A 16,803-nucleotide genomic window follows, 5' to 3' on the forward strand; every position below is an offset into this window, starting at 1 on the left:
CCTTCTGCGATGCAAGTCCGACCGCACGGCACGGCACTGGTCAGAGCCGTACCACCACTATTTTGCGCCTGTTTCACCGTTTTGTGTAGTCGAGGAGGGGGCGACCGGACGGTCAGTTCATGACGGTCCGTCATGCGGTTCCATGAGCTCCTGGTACGCGGCGTTCACGTCCTCGGGCAGCACCGTGACGATGTCCTCGCGGGTCAGCGTTCCCGCAGCGTGGGCGGGGAGCAGCCGCAGGTCCCGCAGGGCGGTCGCCTTCAGGCACAGCTCACGGGCGAAGCGCCCGTTGCCCAGAGTGTCGGTCAGCTCGCGTTCCGCAGCGGTGCGGAACGCCTGCCCGAGTGCTTCCGCCGCTTCGTCCGACGGCGCGTCGCCCTGAGCCGCCAGAACCGACCGCGCGATGAGGAGCAACTGCTCCCAGTCGTACGAGGGGAAGTCGACCCGGGTGGTGAACCGCGAGGCCAGCCCGGGGTTGGTGGCGAGCAGCCCGGCCATCTCGTCCCGGTACCCCGCCAGCACCACGACCAGCCGGTCCCGGTCGTCCTCGGCCCGCTTGAGCAGCACCTGGAGCGCCTCGTCGCCGAACGCGTCGCCACCGGAGTACCCGCTGTTGGACAGGGCGTACGCCTCGTCCACGAACAGCACGCCGTCCATCGCGGAATCGATCACCCCGCTCGTCTTGATGGCGGTGGATCCGAGGTGCTGGCCGACGAGATCGACGCGCTGGGCCTCGATGACGTGCCCCTTCTCCAGCAGCCCGAGACCAGCGAAGACCTTGCCGACGATGCGGGCGACCGTGGTCTTCCCGGTGCCGGGAGGACCGGCGAAGACGAAGTGCCGGGGACGGGCGCTGCTGGGCAGGCCCTGCTCCTCGCGCACCGCCGCCATGCGCAGCTGGGCGATGAGCGTCTGCACCTGACGCTTCACCGGCTCCAGGCCGATCATCGCGTCGAGCGCCTCCTGGGCCTCGGCCAGCAGGGCGGCCGGATCCGGCGCGCACTGGTCGGACTGGCCGTGTTGACCGCTCTGCCCGTTCCGGCCACCACCGGGGGCGGCGGACGCAGGGGCACTCGGTGCGGGGGCGGTCCCGGGCGCCACCGGGGCCGCCGGGCCGTCCGACGGGACGGGAGACGTCCGGCGTACCTGAGCCCGTACGTCCACGTCGTGAATCCCCGGAGCGCAGCGGAAGGCGTACTGATACTGCTTCAACGCCGCTTCCGTGTCGCCGAGACTCTCCAGGCACCGCCCACGGAAGTACGCCACTTCGCCGTCGAAACGGCTCCCCACCTCCAGCTTCTGCGGCAGGGGCCCCAGTACGTTGAGCGCCTCGTGGTAGACGCCCTGGGCGAAGAGCGCCGCACCGATGCAGAACTGCGCCTCGTCACGGAGGAAGGGCTCCTGGATCCCCCGGGCGAACGTCAGCACCGACGGCCACTCCTCCTTGAGGAAGGCGTGCCGCGCGCAGACGAACCGGGTCTCGTCGCAGTCCAGTTGAGCGGTGCACAGCGCCGCCCACGCCTCGTCGAGCTGCCCGGCGTCGAGGAGCGCGGTCATGGCGGCCAGCCAGAGATCGCGCGCGTTCTCCAGCCGGAAGGTGACGTAGTGCCCGATCTGGAAGTTCGACCGGAGAGGCGTCGAGAACTTCGAGCGCAGCGCCCCGAACGACCCGGAGTTGACGACCATCGCGTCCAGGGCCTGCGCCTGGAGCGTCCCGGTGGAATGCAGCCCCAGCCAGGCGTCGGCGGCGGTCGGGTCGTGCTCGGTGGCCTCCGTGAAGGCCTGGGCGGCGGCCTGTTGCTGTCCCTGGCGCAGTAGTTCCACCGCTTGGGTCCAGGCACGCTCGGCTCTCCTGACCGAACGTCGTGAGGTTGCTCCCTGCACTGTGTCTCCCCCTTCACGGCACACCGGCCGAGCGACCGACCGGCTGGTCCGGCACATCGGGCCCGGAGCTGAAGAATATCCACCGGGAATTCGCCCGCTGCCGCCCCACTGCGCGACCCGGCTTCCGCGCCGGGGTGCCGCGGCGCGGCGCATCATTCATGGAGACATGTCCGACGGTTGAGGTGACGACAGTCGGGACACTTCGGCATGCCCGATCATGCCCCGACCTGCGTCCGGCCGCTGGATCTACGCGGGCCCCAGGTCCAGCACGGCCCAGACCGTCTTTCCCGGCCCGTCCTCGCGCGGATACCAACCCCAGCAGTCCGTGAGCGCGGCCACCAGAAGCAGGCCGCGGCCTCCCTCCAGTTCGTCGGACGGTTCGGTGAGGGCGGGGAGGCATTCGCCCCGGGTGTCGGTGACCTCCACGCGTACGGTCGTGCCTTCGGCGGAAAGCCGGAGACGGAAGCCACGTCCGGGTACCAGGCCGTGGCTCACGGCGTTGGCGGCGAGTTCGGAGACGACCAGCGTCAACGCGTCGTGTGCGTCGCTTCCGTAGGGGACGCCCCACGCGTGGAGACGTTTCCCGGCGAGGCGGCGGGCGAGGCGGGCGCCGCGTGGGCTGGAGGTGAAGCGCATCGTGAAGTGGTGCCAGGGGAAGCGGGGTTGGGTGGTGCGGAGGGGGCGTAGGGGGAGTGGTGGCTTGCTGTTCATGCCTCCACGGTGACGCGCGGTGGCGTAGCGTGACCAGGGGTGACGCGCCGTCGCGGGTTGGTTGTACGCGGCGGGCGTTCGGCGTGTACGTACGTGGGACAGGTGGTGGCGATGACGCAGGACGGTGCGGGTGCGGTTGCGGGGGAGTCCGGGTCCGGGGTGATGATCGCGTTCGGGAGGCAACTGAAACTGCTGCGAACGCGGGCAGGGTTGGACCGGACGGAGTTCGGGAAGCGAGTGGGGTACGCGGGGCAGTCGGTCGCGTCGTTCGAGCAGGGGAGGCGGATTCCGCAGCCGGGGTTCATCGACAAGGCAGACGACATTCTGGATGCCGGGGGGCTACTGAAGGCGCTGAAGGAAGAGGTGGTGCGGGCACAGTATCCGGCGTTCTTCCGGGACGCGGCACGGTTGGAAGCCGGAGCTGCGGCGCTGTGCGTATACGGGGTCTACGCGATTCCGGGTCTGTTGCAGACGGCGGATTACGCGCGAGCCGGTTTCCAGATGGAGCGCCCGCTGCTGGACGACGAGGTCATTGAACAGGGCGTTCTGGCCCGACTGGCCAGACAGGAGATCTATGACCGACGCCCCGCTCCTTTGTTGAGCTTCATCGTCGAGGAGTCCGTACTTCATCGGCCGATCGGCGGTTCGTCGACTAGGTACGGTCAGTTGGAGCAGGTGCTCCACATCGGCAGGAAGCGAAACGTCGAGGTTCAGGTGATGCCGATGGATCGCGAGGACCACGGTGCTCTGGGGGGACCATTCACGCTGATCGACACCGCGCAGGGGCAGCGCATCGCGTACGCCGAAGTGCAGGGTGACAGCCGTCTCTATACCGCACAGTCGACGGTTCGTGAGCTCGAAGCCCGCTATGGCATCATCCGGTCTCAGGCACTCACCCCGAGTGAGTCTTCGGAGTTCATCGAGAAACTTCTGGGAGGGAGATGACCGTGCAGCGCATCGAACCGACTATGCCTGCGTTGGAGTGGTTCAAGAGCAGTTACAGCACCGGCAATGGCGGCGAGTGTGTCGAGGTTGCCACCGGATCCACCCACGTATTCGTCCGGGACTCGAAGCGGCTCGACGGACCGATGCTGACCGTTGGACCCGAGGCGTGGGTCGGGTTCGTTGGGCTGGTCACGGGCTGAGGGCACCGCAACAACGGGCTGCGTACCCACAAAAGAGTGAGTCGGCCGGTCCCGGAACTCGAAACCCGGAGCTCGGAGTTCGGGCTCCGAACCCCGGGTGCGTAGCGCGGTGTTCAGCGGGCCACGGCGCGCCGTCGCTCGCGGGTGCTGCGGACGACGTATGCGGCGAGTGCGATCACACCTGTCCCGAACACGCCGTCTGCCAGCAGGCCTCCGGTGTCGTACGGCACCGAGGCCAGGAATCCTGGCGGGAGGAGCGCGAGGACCGGTGCCACGATCAGTGCAGCGGCCAGCGCCGGGGCGTAGCGGGCGCGGGCTACTGCCAGGGCGGCGGGCACGGCGAGGACCAGCGGGGTGAAGAAGAAGAGCAGATGCAGCGGATCGGGCCGTGCCGAAGTGGTGGTCCCTGGCCCGGAGGCCGCCTGAAAGGCCGTCACCGACCCGACCAGTAGCGGCACTCCCAGGGCCAGGGTGATCAGTGCCATCTTCTGACGGGCACCGCGAGTGGCGGGCGGCAGGTCGGGTGGTGCGGCGAGCACGAGGACGGCCGCCAGCGCGAGGCCGATGAGCGTCGACCGGTTCTGTACGAGCCCTTCCGCGCCGTCGGTCCAGCTGACCAGCGGCAGGGACACGGCCGCACCGAACAGCGCGGCCCCGGCGGCGATTCGGGCGGTGGCCCAGCGGCCCGCCAGCGCGAAACCGAGGACGGCGAGCCAGGGAACGTAGGCGAGCGGGGTGTAGGCGTGCGCGCCGTCCCAGGGCAGCGGGGGGATCCGCCAGACGACGAGCAGCGTCAGGCTGAGTGCGGCGGCGACGGGGACGGTCAAGGGCAACAGCCCTGCCAGGAACCGGCCGCCGGGGCGGGCGGAGTTCAGGCCGGTGCGCAGGCGCAGTGCGTGACCGAGGACGGCGACCATTTCGAGGGCGCCTGCCAGCCGCCCTTCGTCGGCCCTGACGCAGGCGATGAGATCGCTGATCTCGGCTGCGTATGTGCGGCGGTAGTCGGGCGGGTATACGCGGGTGGTCCAGTGCGGCACGGGCGTGCTCATGCGGTGGCTCCGTCCGGTCGGTCGAGGTTGATTCCCAGGCGCCGCACCGCCTCGTCGGCGGTGGCGCGCAGGCGCTCGGCCTCGGCGGCGAGGAGGACGGAACCCGCGTCGGTGAGGGCGTAGGTGCGGCGCATCCGGCTGTCGACGACCTCCTCGCTCTCGACCCGGATGAGCCCCTGCTTGAGCAATCGTTCCAGCGCGCCGTACAGGGTGCCTGCTCGTAGGCGGACCCGGCCGCGAGAGATCGTCTCCACCTCCTTGATGAGTGCGTAGCCATGGCGGGGCGCGTCCGCGAGGGCAGTGAGAAGCAGGAGGGTCGGTTCCCGCAGCGATTGCTCGGTCATGGAGAAACCATATACCGGCTAGCGATATATGCCGTCACTGCCGTCACTGCCGTCACGCCGCCACCGCCATCAGTGATGTCGTCGGTGTCCACGTCCTGTTGTGCACTTCGGGCTGCGCCGGCCTGGGCACCGGAATCGCCCTGGGCGGCCGGACGTGACGGCGCCGCTCGGAAGGACCGGTGAACAATGGGCCCAGGCGCGTGCGTCACCCGGTGTTGTTCCCGGTTCGACGGCAGCGGGGCCACCGGCGAGAGGGGACAGGAGAGGTATGCCCAGATGGGGGCTGATCGTTGAGCAGAACATCGGGTTCGGCAGCAAGAACCGGATGTGGTCGGTCGGCGTGATGGGGCAGGTGGAGGGGACTCGCGAGGAGGCGCTGGCCGAGCTCCGGCAGCGGGCGGAGCGCTTCGAACCGGTGCATCCCAACACGCCGAAGCGCCGCAGGCTTTACCGGGACGGCGACGGATTCCTGATGGTCCTGGACGGCGCGTGGCAGACGTTTCATGTGCGGTTCTCGGTGGCGGAACAACTCTTCGACAGCGAGGAGTCCGAGCCGTCGAACACCGCACCCGAGGCGACGTCGGCGGCAGTGCGGGAGAGTCGGCCCGCCGTGGTCCAGGAGCCCGCGGGGCCGGTGCCCGACCCCGGGCCCCCGAAGCCCTGGGACGCGGATGTGCCGGACCTTCCTTCGTGGTGGGGACGCGACGACCTGGCGTGAGCGGCATACGCCGGCGGGCGGACCGGAGCCAGATGGGGGCCGAGGCCGAGGCCGGGACCGGGACCGGAGCGGAGCCGGACCGGGCCGGTCGTGTTGCGGTCGGGGCCGCCTGGTTGCCGGAGCAGCCCCGACCGGAGCGCCGATCAGGCCGGTACACCTACGTACGAGGCCGGTGCCCCCGCTCCTGCTTCGGGAACTTCTGCGCCGCCCCCGGCAGCGTCGGCTTCGGCAGCGTCGCCACCTCTTCCTTCGCCTGTTCCAGCTGTTCCGCCGTGTCGTCCGGCAGGTGCGGCGGGCGGTGCCGGGTGTCGGAGAAGCGGAAGGCCGAGGTCAGGTTACCGAAGGTGCGGCGGCGCCACTGGGTGATGTTGGGTTCCCGCACCCCCGTGAACTGCTCCAGGAACTGCAGCACCGAGGTGTGGTCGAACGCCTCGCCCGCTACCCAACCACCCACGGTCCAGGGCGAGATGATGATCGACGGGACGCGGAATCCGCCGCCGATGGGCAGACCCTGGATGAACTCGTCCGTGGTACCGGCCTTCGGAGTGGGCGGCGCCACATGGTCGAACAGCCCGTCGTTCTCGTCGTAGTTGAGGATGAAGGCCGTCTTCGCCCACACCTTCGGGTTGGAGGCGATGGCCTCGATCTTCTGCGCCACGAAGTCCGCGCCCGCCGCCGGGAGATAGTCCGGGTGCTCGGACTGGTAGCTCGTCGGCATGATCCAGGAGACGGCCGGCAGACGGTCGTTGCGGGCGTCGTCCTCGAAGGTGCCCTCGGGCTGCGGACGCACACCGCGCTCGTACAGCTCGTCGCCCGGCTGGGCATCCCGGAACGTCCGGAAGTTCGTCAGCATGTTGCAGCCGTAGGAGTCCTCCTGCTGGTACACCTTCCAGCTGATGCCTGCCGCCTGGAGGCGCTCGGCGTAGGTCGTCCACCGGTACGGCTCGGGCACGGTGTTGTCGATGATCGGGCCGCCCTGAGCGCCGCCCGGGTCGATGGTGCCGGTCATCCAGTACATCCGGTTCGGCCAGGTGGGGCCGAACACGGAACAGAAGTAGTTGTCGCAGATGGTGAACGTCTCCGCGAGCGCGAACTGGAACGGGATGTCCTCCCGCGTGTAGTACCCCATGACATAAGGGCCGTTGGCGCCGTCGGCCTTGCGGTGGGCGGGCAGCCACTGGTCCATCCTGCCGTTGTTCCACGCCTCGTGCTGCACGGACCAGGCGTGGCTGGTGGACGGGATGGCCTGGGCGCTGGAGGTATGGGTGTCCAGGTGGAACGGCAGCAGGTAGCCCTTGGGGTTCACCGCGTCGGGCTGATAGAAGACCGAGCGGCCGTTGTCCAGCTTCTGCGCGTGCGGGTCACTGAATCCGCGTACGCCGGAGAGCGTGCCGAAGTAGTGGTCGAAGGAGCGGTTCTCCTGCATCAGCATCACGACGTGTTCGATGTCGCGCATGGAGCCGTGGCGCGGCGGACCGGCCGCCACGGCCTTCTGCACGCTGGGTGGCAGCAGTGAGAGTGCGGCAGCGCCACCGACGGCACCGGCCGCTGATCCAAGGAGTCTGCGTCGCGTCAACTCGGCCATGAACGTCCCCTTCTCGATCGAGCTCGGTTCGAGTCCTGCTTCCGGACCCGACGGAACTCTTCCGGGCCCGGGTGTGAGGCGGAGGAAGGAGGAGATGAACAGGTGGCCAATACACCGGTGGCCGCGGTGCTCCCCGATCCTCCCGTGCGGATCGTGCGGATCGTGCGGATCGTGCGGATCATGCGGATCGGTCCGGGCCCCGGACGGGCCCGGACGCGCAGAACCCGCCTGGACCGTGGTCCGGCGGGTTCTGTCCCGGTGTGTCAGCCGTCAACTGTTGCGCCGTCAGCTCACCGGTGCGGTGTTGCGTAGGGCGGTGCTGTCCTCGCTGCGGGCCGGGACCGTACGCGGTATGAGATGCCGTTCGGCGAGGTGGCCGAAGAGCAGCCCGAAGGCGGTCCACAGCGTGAACTGGATGGCGAGTGCCGAGAGCCGGAACCGCCAGAGCAGCGTGGCCGGGAAGTCCTTCGGCACCTCGTTGATCGTCGGCAGGAACGCGTACGCCAGCCCGACCGCCACGAGGAACGCGGCCCCGGCCGTGATCGTGGCGTTCCAGTTGCCCAGACGGGGCGCCAGCCGCTTGCCCACCAGCACGGCGGCGACGGCGAGCAGCACGCTGAGCACGATCATCAGGAAGTACAGGGTGGTGCGTTTGCCGATGGTGTCGGGGCTGCCGACGGACGGCGGGTTCGCCGGGTACTTCAGGAAGGGCACGAGGTACACGGCGATCAGCGCGCTGACCGAGATCAGCACGGCGGTGGCACGCGGGCCGAACCTGCCGATACGGCCGAGTGCGACGCAGAACGCGAGCGCGGCGATGCCACCGACCGCGACACCGAAGACGAGCACCCCGGTGGCCAGCCCGGCCGTGGACTGGAGCGAACGGCTGACCAGTTCCTCTTCGTGCTCATGGCTGTGCGAGCCCTCGAAGGCGATGGCCGAGTCCACCTGCGGCTCACCGAGCAGATAGGCGACGATCAGCGCCAGCACACCGGCGACGAGCCCGGCGAGCATGCCACGGACCAGCAGGGCCCGGACGGATATGGAGTTCATGGAAGCGGATCCCCCGGGCGTCAGTGGCAGGGGAAGCCGAGGAGATGACGGCCGTCGTGAACCCACTCGTGCACGTCCGAACCGGAGACGAGCGAGGTCGCGCCCTGCTCGGCGCCGACGAAGTACAGCAGGATGAGCATGAGGATCCCGAAGAAGACCGCCCACGGGGCGATGGCCTTGAGGGAGATGGGTGCGATCGCCGGAGTGGCGGGGGCACTCGGGGTGGGGGCAAGGGTGTTTGCCATGGCAGAACCTCCTGGGGAACACGCGTCCCGATCGTGGTACCTGAGACGAAGGCGCTGGGTCTGACTTCCCGGGTTTCGGGTTCACAGTGGCGCGACCGTGCCGGATTCTCACCGGACTTCCGTCACACCTTCGTCGTGTCCACGTGACGGTACCGCCTGCCCGTCCACTCCGCTACGGCGCACCGGCGGTCCGGCAACGCACCGTGACCCGGACCCGCACCCCCCAACCCCCGTGATGTGCCCGCCTCATGAGGGACCGGAGAACGCGACCGGTGCAGGGATGGCAGTACGAGTGATGTGGGTCTCACCAGCGTGGCGCAGCAACACGGGACCGACGCCGGAGAGCGCCGGGAATCACACGGCCGGGCCGCCTCTGAGGGAATGATCGCTGTTCATGGCAGGCTGAACCCCTTGTGCACCATCAACATCTACAGACGCAAAGGACAGGGCGGACATGGGTGAGCTGATTCTCGTGCGGCACGGTGAGACCAGCTGGAGCCGCACGATGAAACACACCAGCTGGACGGATCTTCCGCTGACGGCGTTCGGTGAGGACCAGGCGCGCGCGGTCGCCCCGCTGCTGGCCGAGCGCCGGATCGCCCTCACCCTGACCAGCCCCCTCGCCCGCGCCAGGCGCACCGCCGAGCTGGCCGGGCTCAGCCCCGCGTACCCCGACACCGACCTGCACGAATGGGACTACGGGGCGTACGAGGGCATCACCACCGTGGAGATCCACCGGGACCGGCCCGACTGGGACCTGTGGACCGACGGGGTGGCCGAGGGCCCGCCCGAGCACCCCGGTGAGACCCCCGAGCAGGTCGGCGCGCGAGCGGACCGGGTGCTGGCCACCGTCGACAAGGCGCTGCGCGACGCCGACCTCGACGGGCAGGGCGGAGACGTCGTGGTGGTCGGCCACGCCCATTTCCTGCGGGTGCTGACCGCTCGCCGCCTCGGGCTCCCGGCGTCCGGCGGATCGCTCTTCCGGCTGGACACCGCGTCGGTGAGCCGGATCGGTACCGAGCACGGCCGTCCCGTCGTCGCCGCGTGGAATCAGGTGCCCGCCGTCACGGCGTGACGGCTCCGACCCCCGCCGTGGTCTCCACTTCGAGCAGTGAGGCGCTCTGCCGCTCGGCCTCGAAGGCGGCGTGGCCGCCGCGCAACCCGAACAGCCGCTTGCCGAGCAGGATGTACAGGACGGCCAGGATGTTGATCGTCAGGGTGGCGATCTTCAGCCAACTGACCTTCTCGGTCAGCTCGTAGACCTCCAGGGGCAGGAAGACGGCGGTCGCCACCACGGTCAGGTACTCGGCCCAGCGCTTGGCCCGCCACAGCCCGACACCTTCGATGATCTCGATCAGCGCGTACGCCAGCAGCAGTACGGCCACCAGCATCAGCGTGGAGTGCTTGTAGCCGAAGGTCTTCTGAATCGTGCCGACCACCGGCGAGTGGTCCAGGTCGTAGTGGAAGTGCCGGAACACCGGACGCAGCACGTCCAGGTTCTCGTCGAAGAGCCTGCGCACCGCGTCCTGGCTGTTGCTGAACTTCCATACGGCCACCGCCGCCAGCACGATGAACACCCCGCGCACCGCCCGCTCCACGGCGAGGAAGCGCAGGATGAACAGGTCGCGCAGCACCTTGCCGCGCGGTACGAGCGGGGCCTCGTCCGCGGGGCCCGATCCGTGCGGGTCGCCCAGGGCGAAGTCCCCGCACCGCAGACAGCGCCAGGCCTCGCCCAGCCGCGTCTCGGCGCGCAGCCGCTCCGCCAGTTCCGGCTCCTGCGGGACATAGGTCACGTGCCCGCGCCGTGCGCAGGTGCGCCGGTCCCAGTCGATCTTCAGCATTCGTTTCCCCGTGAGTCAGTGGTCGTGTGCGTACGTTCTGCGGACGGTCGGCCGGGACCCGCACGTATGTGCTGGGCGCAGCCTCGGCCCGGACCGTAGCAACGCATGTTATGCGCCAGATGGCGAGCCGCCCCAGGCGATCCCTTGACGCCGGCGATCACGCTCTGGAATTGTCCCGACGCAGTGAGCCGCAAGTGCATGCTTCGCCCCACATCGGAGGATGGACATGAACGTGACCGCCCAGGAAGAACTCCGGACCGAGGCCTCCCAGGTGCTCGATCTCACCATCGGTGAGCTGGAGACGGAAATCCCGGACTACGAGAGCGCCCGCCCCATCAGCTGTATGGCCGGCGGCTACTGCCTTCCGTAACCGGCGGACGGCAGGCTGTGCGCCAGTCACCCGAACTGCCCCCGGCCGCCGCGCGGTTGATCCGCGCGGCGGCGCGGGGAGGGGCCACGGAGGCCTTTCCGCCCGTGGTCACCGCGGGGCCTGACGGCACGGTGGCCAGGGACCCGGGCCCCCACGGGGAGGCCGTTGCCCATCGGCTCGGCGAGCTGCTGGCCGGACCCGCCTTCACTCCGCTGCTCGACCTGCTGGAACGGCTGGAGAGCTGGTGCGGGTCCCTCGCTCCCGAACTCTCCGGACTCTGCGCGGGCGCTCTGCCCGAACTCTCCGGGCTCTGCACCGGCGCTCTCTCCGGGCATCCCGCTGCGCCCTCCACCGCGCCCCCTGCCACCGTGCCCTCTCCCGTTGCGCCGTCTTCCACGGCTTCCTCCGGAGGGCTGCTCAGCACGCAGAACACCGCGCTCTTCGGGCCGCTCGTCCTGGAGGTCTTCACGGCCTGTGCGACGGCGCCCGCCGACACGGCCCGGCGCTTCGCGACCGAACGGGGCGCACAGTTCCAGCGCGCCCTCGGCCTCTTCCTCCGCCGCCTCCACCGTGACCTCCAGGGCCCCGACTGGCCGGAAGGGCCACGATGGCGGGGAACGCTGGTCGCCCTGAGCGCGTACGGCGAGGAGACCCACAACGGCGGACAGCGCGTACTGCGCGCGCGGTTCAGTGGCGGTGGCTCCGTTGCGTACAAACCACGCCCCGCTTCCGGCGAAGCCCTGTTCCTCGCCACCGAGGGCTCGGTATTCGCCCTGCTCAACGCCCTGCCCGCCGCCTCGGGCGAGATCCTGCTGCCCACGCTGCGCTGCTGGACCGGCAACGGCGGCGACCGGCACGCCTACAGCTGGCAGGAGTGGATCGAGCCGCCCCCGCAGGCCGGAGTGCTGCGCAGCTCGGGCCGGTGGCGGCAGACCGGCACCGTACTCACCGAAGCCCGGACCGGGCCCTTCTGGCATCGCGCCGGATCGCTGGCCGCGGCGGCCTTCGCCTTCGGCTTCTCGGATCTGATCGGCGACAACCTGCTGACCGGGTCGCGGGACGGGGTCGACGGTCCGCTGCTCCACCCCGTCGACCTGGAAGTGTTCCTGGCCGCGACACCCCGGCTGTACGACACCCATCTCGTCCACGACCCCGCCATGGGCGACCAGCACCATGTGGGACTGGAGTCCGGGGAGCTGTGGTGCGGCCCCGAGGGCCCCGCGCTCTGCTGGCGGGCATCGGAGGGGGGCGGGCTGGAACTCCAGCGCAGGACAAGGCCGTTCACCCGGCAGGCATCGCGGTCCGTCGTCGGTGACCATCTGGGCAGGACCGGGTACGGGCCGCATCTGACCGCGCTGCTGCGGGGCATGTTCGACGCCTGGACGCTGCTGTGCCGCCACCGTGACGAGGTCTCCGGATTCATCGAGGAGCGCCGCGCGCACCACTACGTACGGGTGATCGCCCGAACCACTTCCGCGTACGCCGAAGCCGTCACGTCCCTGGACCCCGCGGCGCGCGCGGGCTTCACCCCCGACGAGCGGGCCCAGCTCGCGCGTGGCGACGCGCCGTACTTCTTCCGCACCGCCGACGGCGGCCCGCTGCTCGTACTGGAACCCTCCCCGGACGGATTCCGGCCGGTGCCCGCGGCCGGGGCCCCATCCGCCGAGAGCTGGTGGCCACCGGCCGGCGGCACCTCGACGGCGGACCGGCTCACACTGGCGGCGCTCGGCATCGCGCTGCGCGACGCGGTGCGGTACGTCTTCGCGGACACCGCACACCACGTCCACGACGAGCGGTCCGGCGTACGGCTCGACCTGCCGGGGCCCCGGCACGGCCGGGTCGCCTTCGACTGGGCGGAGACCGGTCGCCGCATCACGTACACCTGGGACGCCGCCACGGTGCGCGTCGGCGTCGAAGAGCTGTCGGCCCCGCTCGCGCCGCTGCCGCCCGCGCCCGACACGGACATCGGCCGGTGGATGTGCGCACTCGACCGTGCCGACGCCGCGCTGCGCGAGCGCTGGACGGCGACCGGGTTCACCGACGGAGCGCTGGAGGTACGGCTGGGACGGCTGGTCCGCGCGGGCATCCGCCGGCTGCGCGGTGTCGTCGAGCGCTACGGCTGGCCCGACCGGCCACTCGTGGGCCCCGCCGCGGCGGGCGCCGCCGCCCGGCTGCTCCAGCACGCCGATGACGAACTCGGCTTCCGCAAAGAGGCGTTGGAGCTGATGAGGAAGTCGGCGGAGGCCGGGCGGACGCCCTGGCGCGAAGTGGCCGGGGTGACCGACTCGGTGCGGCTGTCCGAGAACCGGCCACAGCTGTACGGCACCAGGTTCACCCGGGCCGGCGGAGTCCTGCGGCCCTTCCCGATCGAGGACTCCGAGGACCTCGCGGAGATCGACCGGCGCAGAGCCGGAATGGGACTTGAGCCGTTGCGGCAGTACACCGCGCGCATCCGGGAGCGCTTCCCGCTCGACGCCGCCACCAGGAGGCCGACACCATGAACGACGAACCGGTCGACTGGGTGAACTTCGCCGCGTACCACTGGGGGAAGGGGCCCGTGGTCCTGCCCGGGGGCCGGTCGGTGGACCCGCAGCGGGTGCACGAGGTGATCACCGCCGCGAGCGCGCCCTTCCACGCGGGCACCCGGGTACGCGCCATGCCCGACGTCCGGTTCCTCACCACCCGGGGGCGGCTTCCCGCTCCGGGCTCCCTGCTGCCGACCCCCGCGGACGGTGACACGGAAAGCTATCTGGCCAGACTCCGCACCGAACTACCTGCTGAGGGAGCGTTGTTGACGGTTCGGCATCCCCTGCTCATCGACTTCGGACTCTGGTCGCGGGTGCGGGAACTGCTCGCGGGCCTCTGGCAGCAGGTCGGCTGGCCCGTCGTGCCGGTCGCCGCCGAGCTGACGGTGGGGGAGCGGTACGTCCGCACCTCGGGCGCCCCGGGCCCGGCCGGCGCGGCGCATCTCACCTGGGTGCTGACCGGCGCCATGACCGTCCGCGTGTGGCAGGACCCGGACCGGGAATGGAGCGAATTCGCCGTCCGTGCAGGGGAGTTGATGTACCTGCCCGACGGGTACCGGTTCGCCGACCAGTACGGCGACGGTGTGACGACCCTGCGGATCACCGTCCCGGTGCGGCAGACCGCCGCCCTGGCGACCGTGCAGGACCTGCTCGCCGAACGGGCCCAGCGGCAGCCGGAGTTCGCCGCCGGACCGGCCTTCCTGCCCTTCCCCGCTCCGACGGCTCCCGACGGCTCGTTCCGGTCGGCGGAGCCGCTCCCGGCGACTGCCCGACTCGTCGGACAGCTGGCCCACGGACCGGAGTTGGAGCGGACCCTGCGCAACCGGTGGGCGGCCCGCAGATCCGCGGCCGGTCTTGAGCCCGTACCGCCGCCCCGCGCCGCCAGGGACCTCGGACCCGGTCAGCGGTTCCGGGTGACGGCGGAGATCTTCCGGATGGCCGACGGACCCGGATCCGCGGTCTGGGCGATCAACGGCCACCTCCTCCCGGTCGCCGGGGCGGCGGGAGAACGGATCCCGGCCGCTCTGCCGCCCGGCCGGGAGACCACGGTGGACGAGCTGGCCCGCGTCCTGGAGGTGCCCCCTGACAGCGAAGGACTGCGCGCACTGACGCGTGCGCTGTACCGGACCCGGGCGATCGAACCGCTGGAAGGCGCAGCCCCATGACCGAGATCGCTGTACTGGAGACCCTGGACTGGGAGAAGTTCGCGGCGGAGTACTGGGACCGGCGGCCGGTGCTCATCAAGTCCGTCGGCGCGCCGCCCTTCGTGGAGCCCGAGGTCTTCCGGGCCGCCGTGGCGGGGAGCCTGCCCCCGGGGCCGTACGGCATGCCGCCCACCGCGCAGTTCACGGTCGGCCGCCATCAACTGACCGAGCCCGGACGCCACTTCCCGCAGCTGGACGACGTCACCTTCGACGGCTACCACAAGCGCGTGGCGGGCCTGCTGGACGGCGAGCGCTACGCCCTCGTGATGCAGGGGTTCCACACCTTCCACCACCCCCAGTGGGCCCGCGAACGCGCCTTCTACGCAGGGCTGTGGAACGAGGTGGGACAGCCCTTGCAGAGTGCGATCACGGCGCTGTTCCACGGGACGTACGAGCACAGCCCGGTGGGCGTGCACCGCGACCGCTACGCCACCTTCATGTTCGCGTTGCGCGGCCACAAGCGCATGCGCTTCTGGCCCGAGCGCCCGTGGACCGAGGAGGTGACGACGGTCCTGGACTACCGGCCTTACCTGGCGGGCTCCTTCACCGCCGAGGCCGACCCCGGCGACCTGCTGTACTGGCCGTCCCGCTACTACCACGTGGGGGAGAGCGGCGACGACCCGGACACCGCGACGACCAGCGTCAACGTCGGCATCCCGCGCGAGGTCAGACAGGCGGACTTCGAGATCCACGACCTGCTGTACGACCTGACGCCGGACACCCTGCTGACACTCGCCCACGACCCCGGGCAGCTGCCGGCCCCCACCGGCCGCGCCCCGCTGACCGTGCCGCCCGAGGAGGCGGGGACGGAACTGCCCACGGCGCTCCCGGCCGCACTGGAGCAGGCGCTGGCCCACTTCAGGACGGCGGCCGACGACACCGGCGCCGCGTGGCAGGTGGCCCGCAGATCGCTCGCCCACGGGACGGCGGGCGGCTTCCGCCCGGTGCCCCCGCCCGCCGGTCCCCGACCACCGGACGGTCCCGGCGACGGCGCGGTCCGGGCGGCCGAGCCGGTGCTGTGGGCCGAGGCGGGCGGCCGTAGGTTCTTCGCCGCGGCAGGACATGTGGCCGAGACCCCGCTGCCCGCCGCCGACCTGTCCGCCCTGCTCGGTGTCCTCAACGCGGGCGGCACACTCACCCCGCGGGAACTGCCCGCCGGGGCGCGGTCCGTGCTGGCCGCGCTGGAGTCCTTCCGGGCGCTGAAGCACGGCTGAGGGGCTGTCGCGGTGGACCTCCGAAGGCCGCCGCGCCCCCGACGTGCTCCCCCCCGCCGTGCTCCGGTCACTCCTGCCCGTCGTCCCCGGCTCTGCGCCGGCGGGCGACCTCGGCACGGTAGCCGCCGGGCGCGCCTTCCCTGCGTACGGACATCGCGTCCGTGAGGAACTCGGCGACCGCGGAGGCGGGTTCACCCGGACCGTACGGATGGAACGCCGTCTCCCGCCGCAACCCGGACCGCAGCGCCTCGGCCCGGACCGGCTGGACCGCGAGCAGCGGCAGGTGCCGGGACAGCCGCACCTCCTCGTCCGTCCGGCGGAAACGCAGATTGGCGATCAGCGGGCCGTGCCACCAGTCCGACTCGACGACCCCCTCCAGGACTTCGTGGACCAGGCTGCCGGGCCGGTTCGGGATGCCCCGGACCAGCAGGTGCCAGCCCGGCGCCGTACGGGCCAGCAGACCCGTCCAGATCTGCAGTACGCCCGGCTCCGGGAGGGCGCTGAGCACCGGCAGATGCTCCGTGATGTCCTGCGGCGGGCTCACCCCGCGCAACCGGCAGACATCGGCGACGGAGAGATGCTGGAGCGGCAGCCACTCGCTGCCGCCGGACGGGCGGTAGGTGAACGAAGCTCCGTCCCACTTCAGCGAGCAGTCCAGTGGCGGACGGGTGTACCAGCCGTGTCCGGCCGCCGCGCGGAACGGCTCGCAGTGCGTCACGGCGCGGAAGGGCGGCGATCCTTCGAGGGCCGGGTCGGCGGGGGTCGGCTCGATCGCCCCGGAGAAGCATCCGTGGAAGGAGAAAGTGGTCATGTTGGCAGCTCCTTCAGGGCAGAGGAGATTCGAAGATTACTGCCAACGCCTTCCGGGCAAGCGAACTTCTGCCCGAACGTGAACTGGTCCTCGGGACCGCCCC

At 70.7% G+C, this 16,803-nt stretch carries 17 protein-coding genes and 1 riboswitch; of the genes, 8 read left to right on the plus strand and 9 right to left on the minus strand.

Annotated features, from left to right (window positions below; genetic code table 11):
* Window positions 1-117 precede the first annotated feature (117 nt).
* Both OG709_RS31380 and OG709_RS31385 read right to left on the minus strand, forming a co-directional pair.
* Entirely contained in the window at window positions 118-1,824 is a 1,707-nt protein-coding gene (locus OG709_RS31380) for an AAA family ATPase (protein WP_266645901.1), read from the minus strand.
* Between the two features lie 306 nt (window positions 1,825-2,130).
* Window positions 2,131-2,595, minus strand: coding sequence for an ATP-binding protein (locus OG709_RS31385; protein WP_266645900.1), 465 nt, complete (start codon window positions 2,593-2,595; stop codon window positions 2,131-2,133).
* A 111-nt stretch (window positions 2,596-2,706) separates the two neighbouring features.
* Between OG709_RS31385 and OG709_RS31390 the strand changes: the two genes are divergently transcribed.
* Window positions 2,707-3,540, plus strand: coding sequence for a helix-turn-helix domain-containing protein (locus tag OG709_RS31390; RefSeq protein WP_250303137.1), 834 nt, complete (start codon window positions 2,707-2,709; stop codon window positions 3,538-3,540).
* Window positions 3,537-3,740 (plus strand): DUF397 domain-containing protein, encoded by a 204-nt coding sequence (locus tag OG709_RS31395; RefSeq protein ID WP_374211319.1) that lies wholly within the window; start codon window positions 3,537-3,539, stop codon window positions 3,738-3,740. The genes OG709_RS31390 and OG709_RS31395 overlap by 4 nt, the downstream gene beginning before the upstream one ends.
* A 113-nt stretch (window positions 3,741-3,853) precedes the next feature.
* On the opposite strand, the gene OG709_RS31400 is transcribed toward OG709_RS31395, so the two are convergent.
* Both OG709_RS31400 and OG709_RS31405 read right to left on the minus strand, forming a co-directional pair.
* Window positions 3,854-4,789, minus strand: coding sequence for a hypothetical protein (locus tag OG709_RS31400; protein ID WP_250302762.1), 936 nt, complete (start codon window positions 4,787-4,789; stop codon window positions 3,854-3,856).
* A complete protein-coding gene (locus OG709_RS31405) occupies window positions 4,786-5,133 on the minus strand; it encodes a PadR family transcriptional regulator (protein ID WP_250302764.1) in 348 nt (115 codons plus the stop codon). Before OG709_RS31405 ends, OG709_RS31400 begins: the two co-directional genes overlap by 4 nt.
* A 268-nt stretch (window positions 5,134-5,401) precedes the next feature.
* On the opposite strand from OG709_RS31405, the gene OG709_RS31410 reads away from it, so the two are divergent.
* The gene (locus tag OG709_RS31410; RefSeq protein ID WP_250302766.1) at window positions 5,402-5,851 is read left to right on the plus strand and encodes a hypothetical protein; all 450 of its coding nucleotides are present in this window, start codon (window positions 5,402-5,404) and stop codon (window positions 5,849-5,851) included.
* 157 nt (window positions 5,852-6,008) lie between these two features.
* On the opposite strand, the gene OG709_RS31415 is transcribed toward OG709_RS31410, so the two are convergent.
* From OG709_RS31415 to OG709_RS31425, 3 genes are all read right to left on the minus strand, one after another.
* Window positions 6,009-7,436, minus strand: a complete 1,428-nt coding sequence (locus tag OG709_RS31415) for an alkaline phosphatase family protein (protein ID WP_266645894.1) — start codon at window positions 7,434-7,436, stop codon at window positions 6,009-6,011.
* Between the two features lie 285 nt (window positions 7,437-7,721).
* The gene (locus OG709_RS31420) at window positions 7,722-8,489 is read right to left on the minus strand and encodes a CbtA family protein (protein ID WP_250302768.1); all 768 of its coding nucleotides are present in this window, start codon (window positions 8,487-8,489) and stop codon (window positions 7,722-7,724) included.
* A gap of 20 nt (window positions 8,490-8,509) precedes the next feature.
* Window positions 8,510-8,734, minus strand: coding sequence for a CbtB domain-containing protein (locus OG709_RS31425; protein WP_250302769.1), 225 nt, complete (start codon window positions 8,732-8,734; stop codon window positions 8,510-8,512).
* A gap of 2 nt (window positions 8,735-8,736) precedes the next feature.
* Window positions 8,737-8,881, minus strand: a riboswitch (adenosylcobalamin (AdoCbl) riboswitch).
* Window positions 8,882-9,188: 307 nt separating this feature from the next.
* Between OG709_RS31425 and OG709_RS31430 the strand changes: the two genes are divergently transcribed.
* On the plus strand, window positions 9,189-9,809 hold the full coding sequence (locus OG709_RS31430) for a histidine phosphatase family protein (protein ID WP_250302770.1): 621 nt from the start codon (window positions 9,189-9,191) through the stop codon (window positions 9,807-9,809).
* Here OG709_RS31430 and OG709_RS31435 read toward each other — a convergent pair.
* Entirely contained in the window at window positions 9,799-10,572 is a 774-nt protein-coding gene (locus OG709_RS31435) for a DUF2127 domain-containing protein (RefSeq protein ID WP_250303139.1), read from the minus strand. The two genes, OG709_RS31430 and OG709_RS31435, sit on opposite strands and share 11 nt — an antisense overlap.
* Before the next feature lie 229 nt (window positions 10,573-10,801).
* On the opposite strand from OG709_RS31435, the gene OG709_RS31440 reads away from it, so the two are divergent.
* From OG709_RS31440 to OG709_RS31455, 4 genes are read left to right on the plus strand one after another with little or no spacing between them, the layout of a single operon-like run.
* Complete coding sequence (locus OG709_RS31440) at window positions 10,802-10,945, plus strand: hypothetical protein (protein ID WP_250302772.1); 144 nt, start codon at window positions 10,802-10,804, stop codon at window positions 10,943-10,945.
* A gap of 17 nt (window positions 10,946-10,962) precedes the next feature.
* Complete coding sequence (locus OG709_RS31445) at window positions 10,963-13,446, plus strand: DUF4135 domain-containing protein (RefSeq protein ID WP_329168563.1); 2,484 nt, start codon at window positions 10,963-10,965, stop codon at window positions 13,444-13,446.
* Window positions 13,443-14,636, plus strand: a complete 1,194-nt coding sequence (locus OG709_RS31450; protein WP_329168564.1) for a hypothetical protein — start codon at window positions 13,443-13,445, stop codon at window positions 14,634-14,636. Before OG709_RS31445 ends, OG709_RS31450 begins: the two co-directional genes overlap by 4 nt.
* A complete protein-coding gene (locus OG709_RS31455; RefSeq protein WP_329168565.1) occupies window positions 14,633-15,889 on the plus strand; it encodes a JmjC domain-containing protein in 1,257 nt (418 codons plus the stop codon). Before OG709_RS31450 ends, OG709_RS31455 begins: the two co-directional genes overlap by 4 nt.
* Window positions 15,890-15,956: 67 nt before the next feature.
* Here OG709_RS31455 and OG709_RS31460 read toward each other — a convergent pair whose 3' ends face one another.
* A complete protein-coding gene (locus tag OG709_RS31460; protein WP_326693647.1) occupies window positions 15,957-16,700 on the minus strand; it encodes a DUF6065 family protein in 744 nt (247 codons plus the stop codon).
* Window positions 16,701-16,803 lie beyond the last annotated feature (103 nt).

It is taken from the genome of Streptomyces sp. NBC_01267, assembly GCF_036241575.1.
In the GTDB taxonomy this organism is placed as follows: Bacteria; Actinomycetota; Actinomycetes; order Streptomycetales; family Streptomycetaceae; genus Streptomyces.

Excerpts from the sequence above, each read along its gene's own strand:
- OG709_RS31390 (WP_250303137.1), top strand. The coding sequence starts at position 2,707 with ATGACGCAGGACGGTGCGGGTGCGGTTGCGGGGGAGTCCGGGTCCGGG.
- OG709_RS31430 (WP_250302770.1), top strand. The coding sequence starts at position 9,189 with ATGGGTGAGCTGATTCTCGTGCGGCACGGTGAGACCAGCTGGAGCCGC.
- OG709_RS31395 (WP_374211319.1), top strand. The coding sequence starts at position 3,537 with ATGACCGTGCAGCGCATCGAACCGACTATGCCTGCGTTGGAGTGGTTC.
- OG709_RS31400 (WP_250302762.1), bottom strand. The coding sequence starts at position 4,789 with ATGAGCACGCCCGTGCCGCACTGGACCACCCGCGTATACCCGCCCGAC.
- OG709_RS31385 (WP_266645900.1), bottom strand. The coding sequence starts at position 2,595 with ATGAACAGCAAGCCACCACTCCCCCTACGCCCCCTCCGCACCACCCAA.
- OG709_RS31460 (WP_326693647.1), bottom strand. The coding sequence starts at position 16,700 with ATGACCACTTTCTCCTTCCACGGATGCTTCTCCGGGGCGATCGAGCCG.
- OG709_RS31420 (WP_250302768.1), bottom strand. The coding sequence starts at position 8,489 with ATGAACTCCATATCCGTCCGGGCCCTGCTGGTCCGTGGCATGCTCGCC.
- OG709_RS31455 (WP_329168565.1), top strand. The coding sequence starts at position 14,633 with ATGACCGAGATCGCTGTACTGGAGACCCTGGACTGGGAGAAGTTCGCG.
- OG709_RS31425 (WP_250302769.1), bottom strand. The coding sequence starts at position 8,734 with ATGGCAAACACCCTTGCCCCCACCCCGAGTGCCCCCGCCACTCCGGCG.
- OG709_RS31405 (WP_250302764.1), bottom strand. The coding sequence starts at position 5,133 with ATGACCGAGCAATCGCTGCGGGAACCGACCCTCCTGCTTCTCACTGCC.
- OG709_RS31450 (WP_329168564.1), top strand. The coding sequence starts at position 13,443 with ATGAACGACGAACCGGTCGACTGGGTGAACTTCGCCGCGTACCACTGG.
- OG709_RS31415 (WP_266645894.1), bottom strand. The coding sequence starts at position 7,436 with ATGGCCGAGTTGACGCGACGCAGACTCCTTGGATCAGCGGCCGGTGCC.
- OG709_RS31410 (WP_250302766.1), top strand. The coding sequence starts at position 5,402 with ATGCCCAGATGGGGGCTGATCGTTGAGCAGAACATCGGGTTCGGCAGC.
- OG709_RS31440 (WP_250302772.1), top strand. The coding sequence starts at position 10,802 with ATGAACGTGACCGCCCAGGAAGAACTCCGGACCGAGGCCTCCCAGGTG.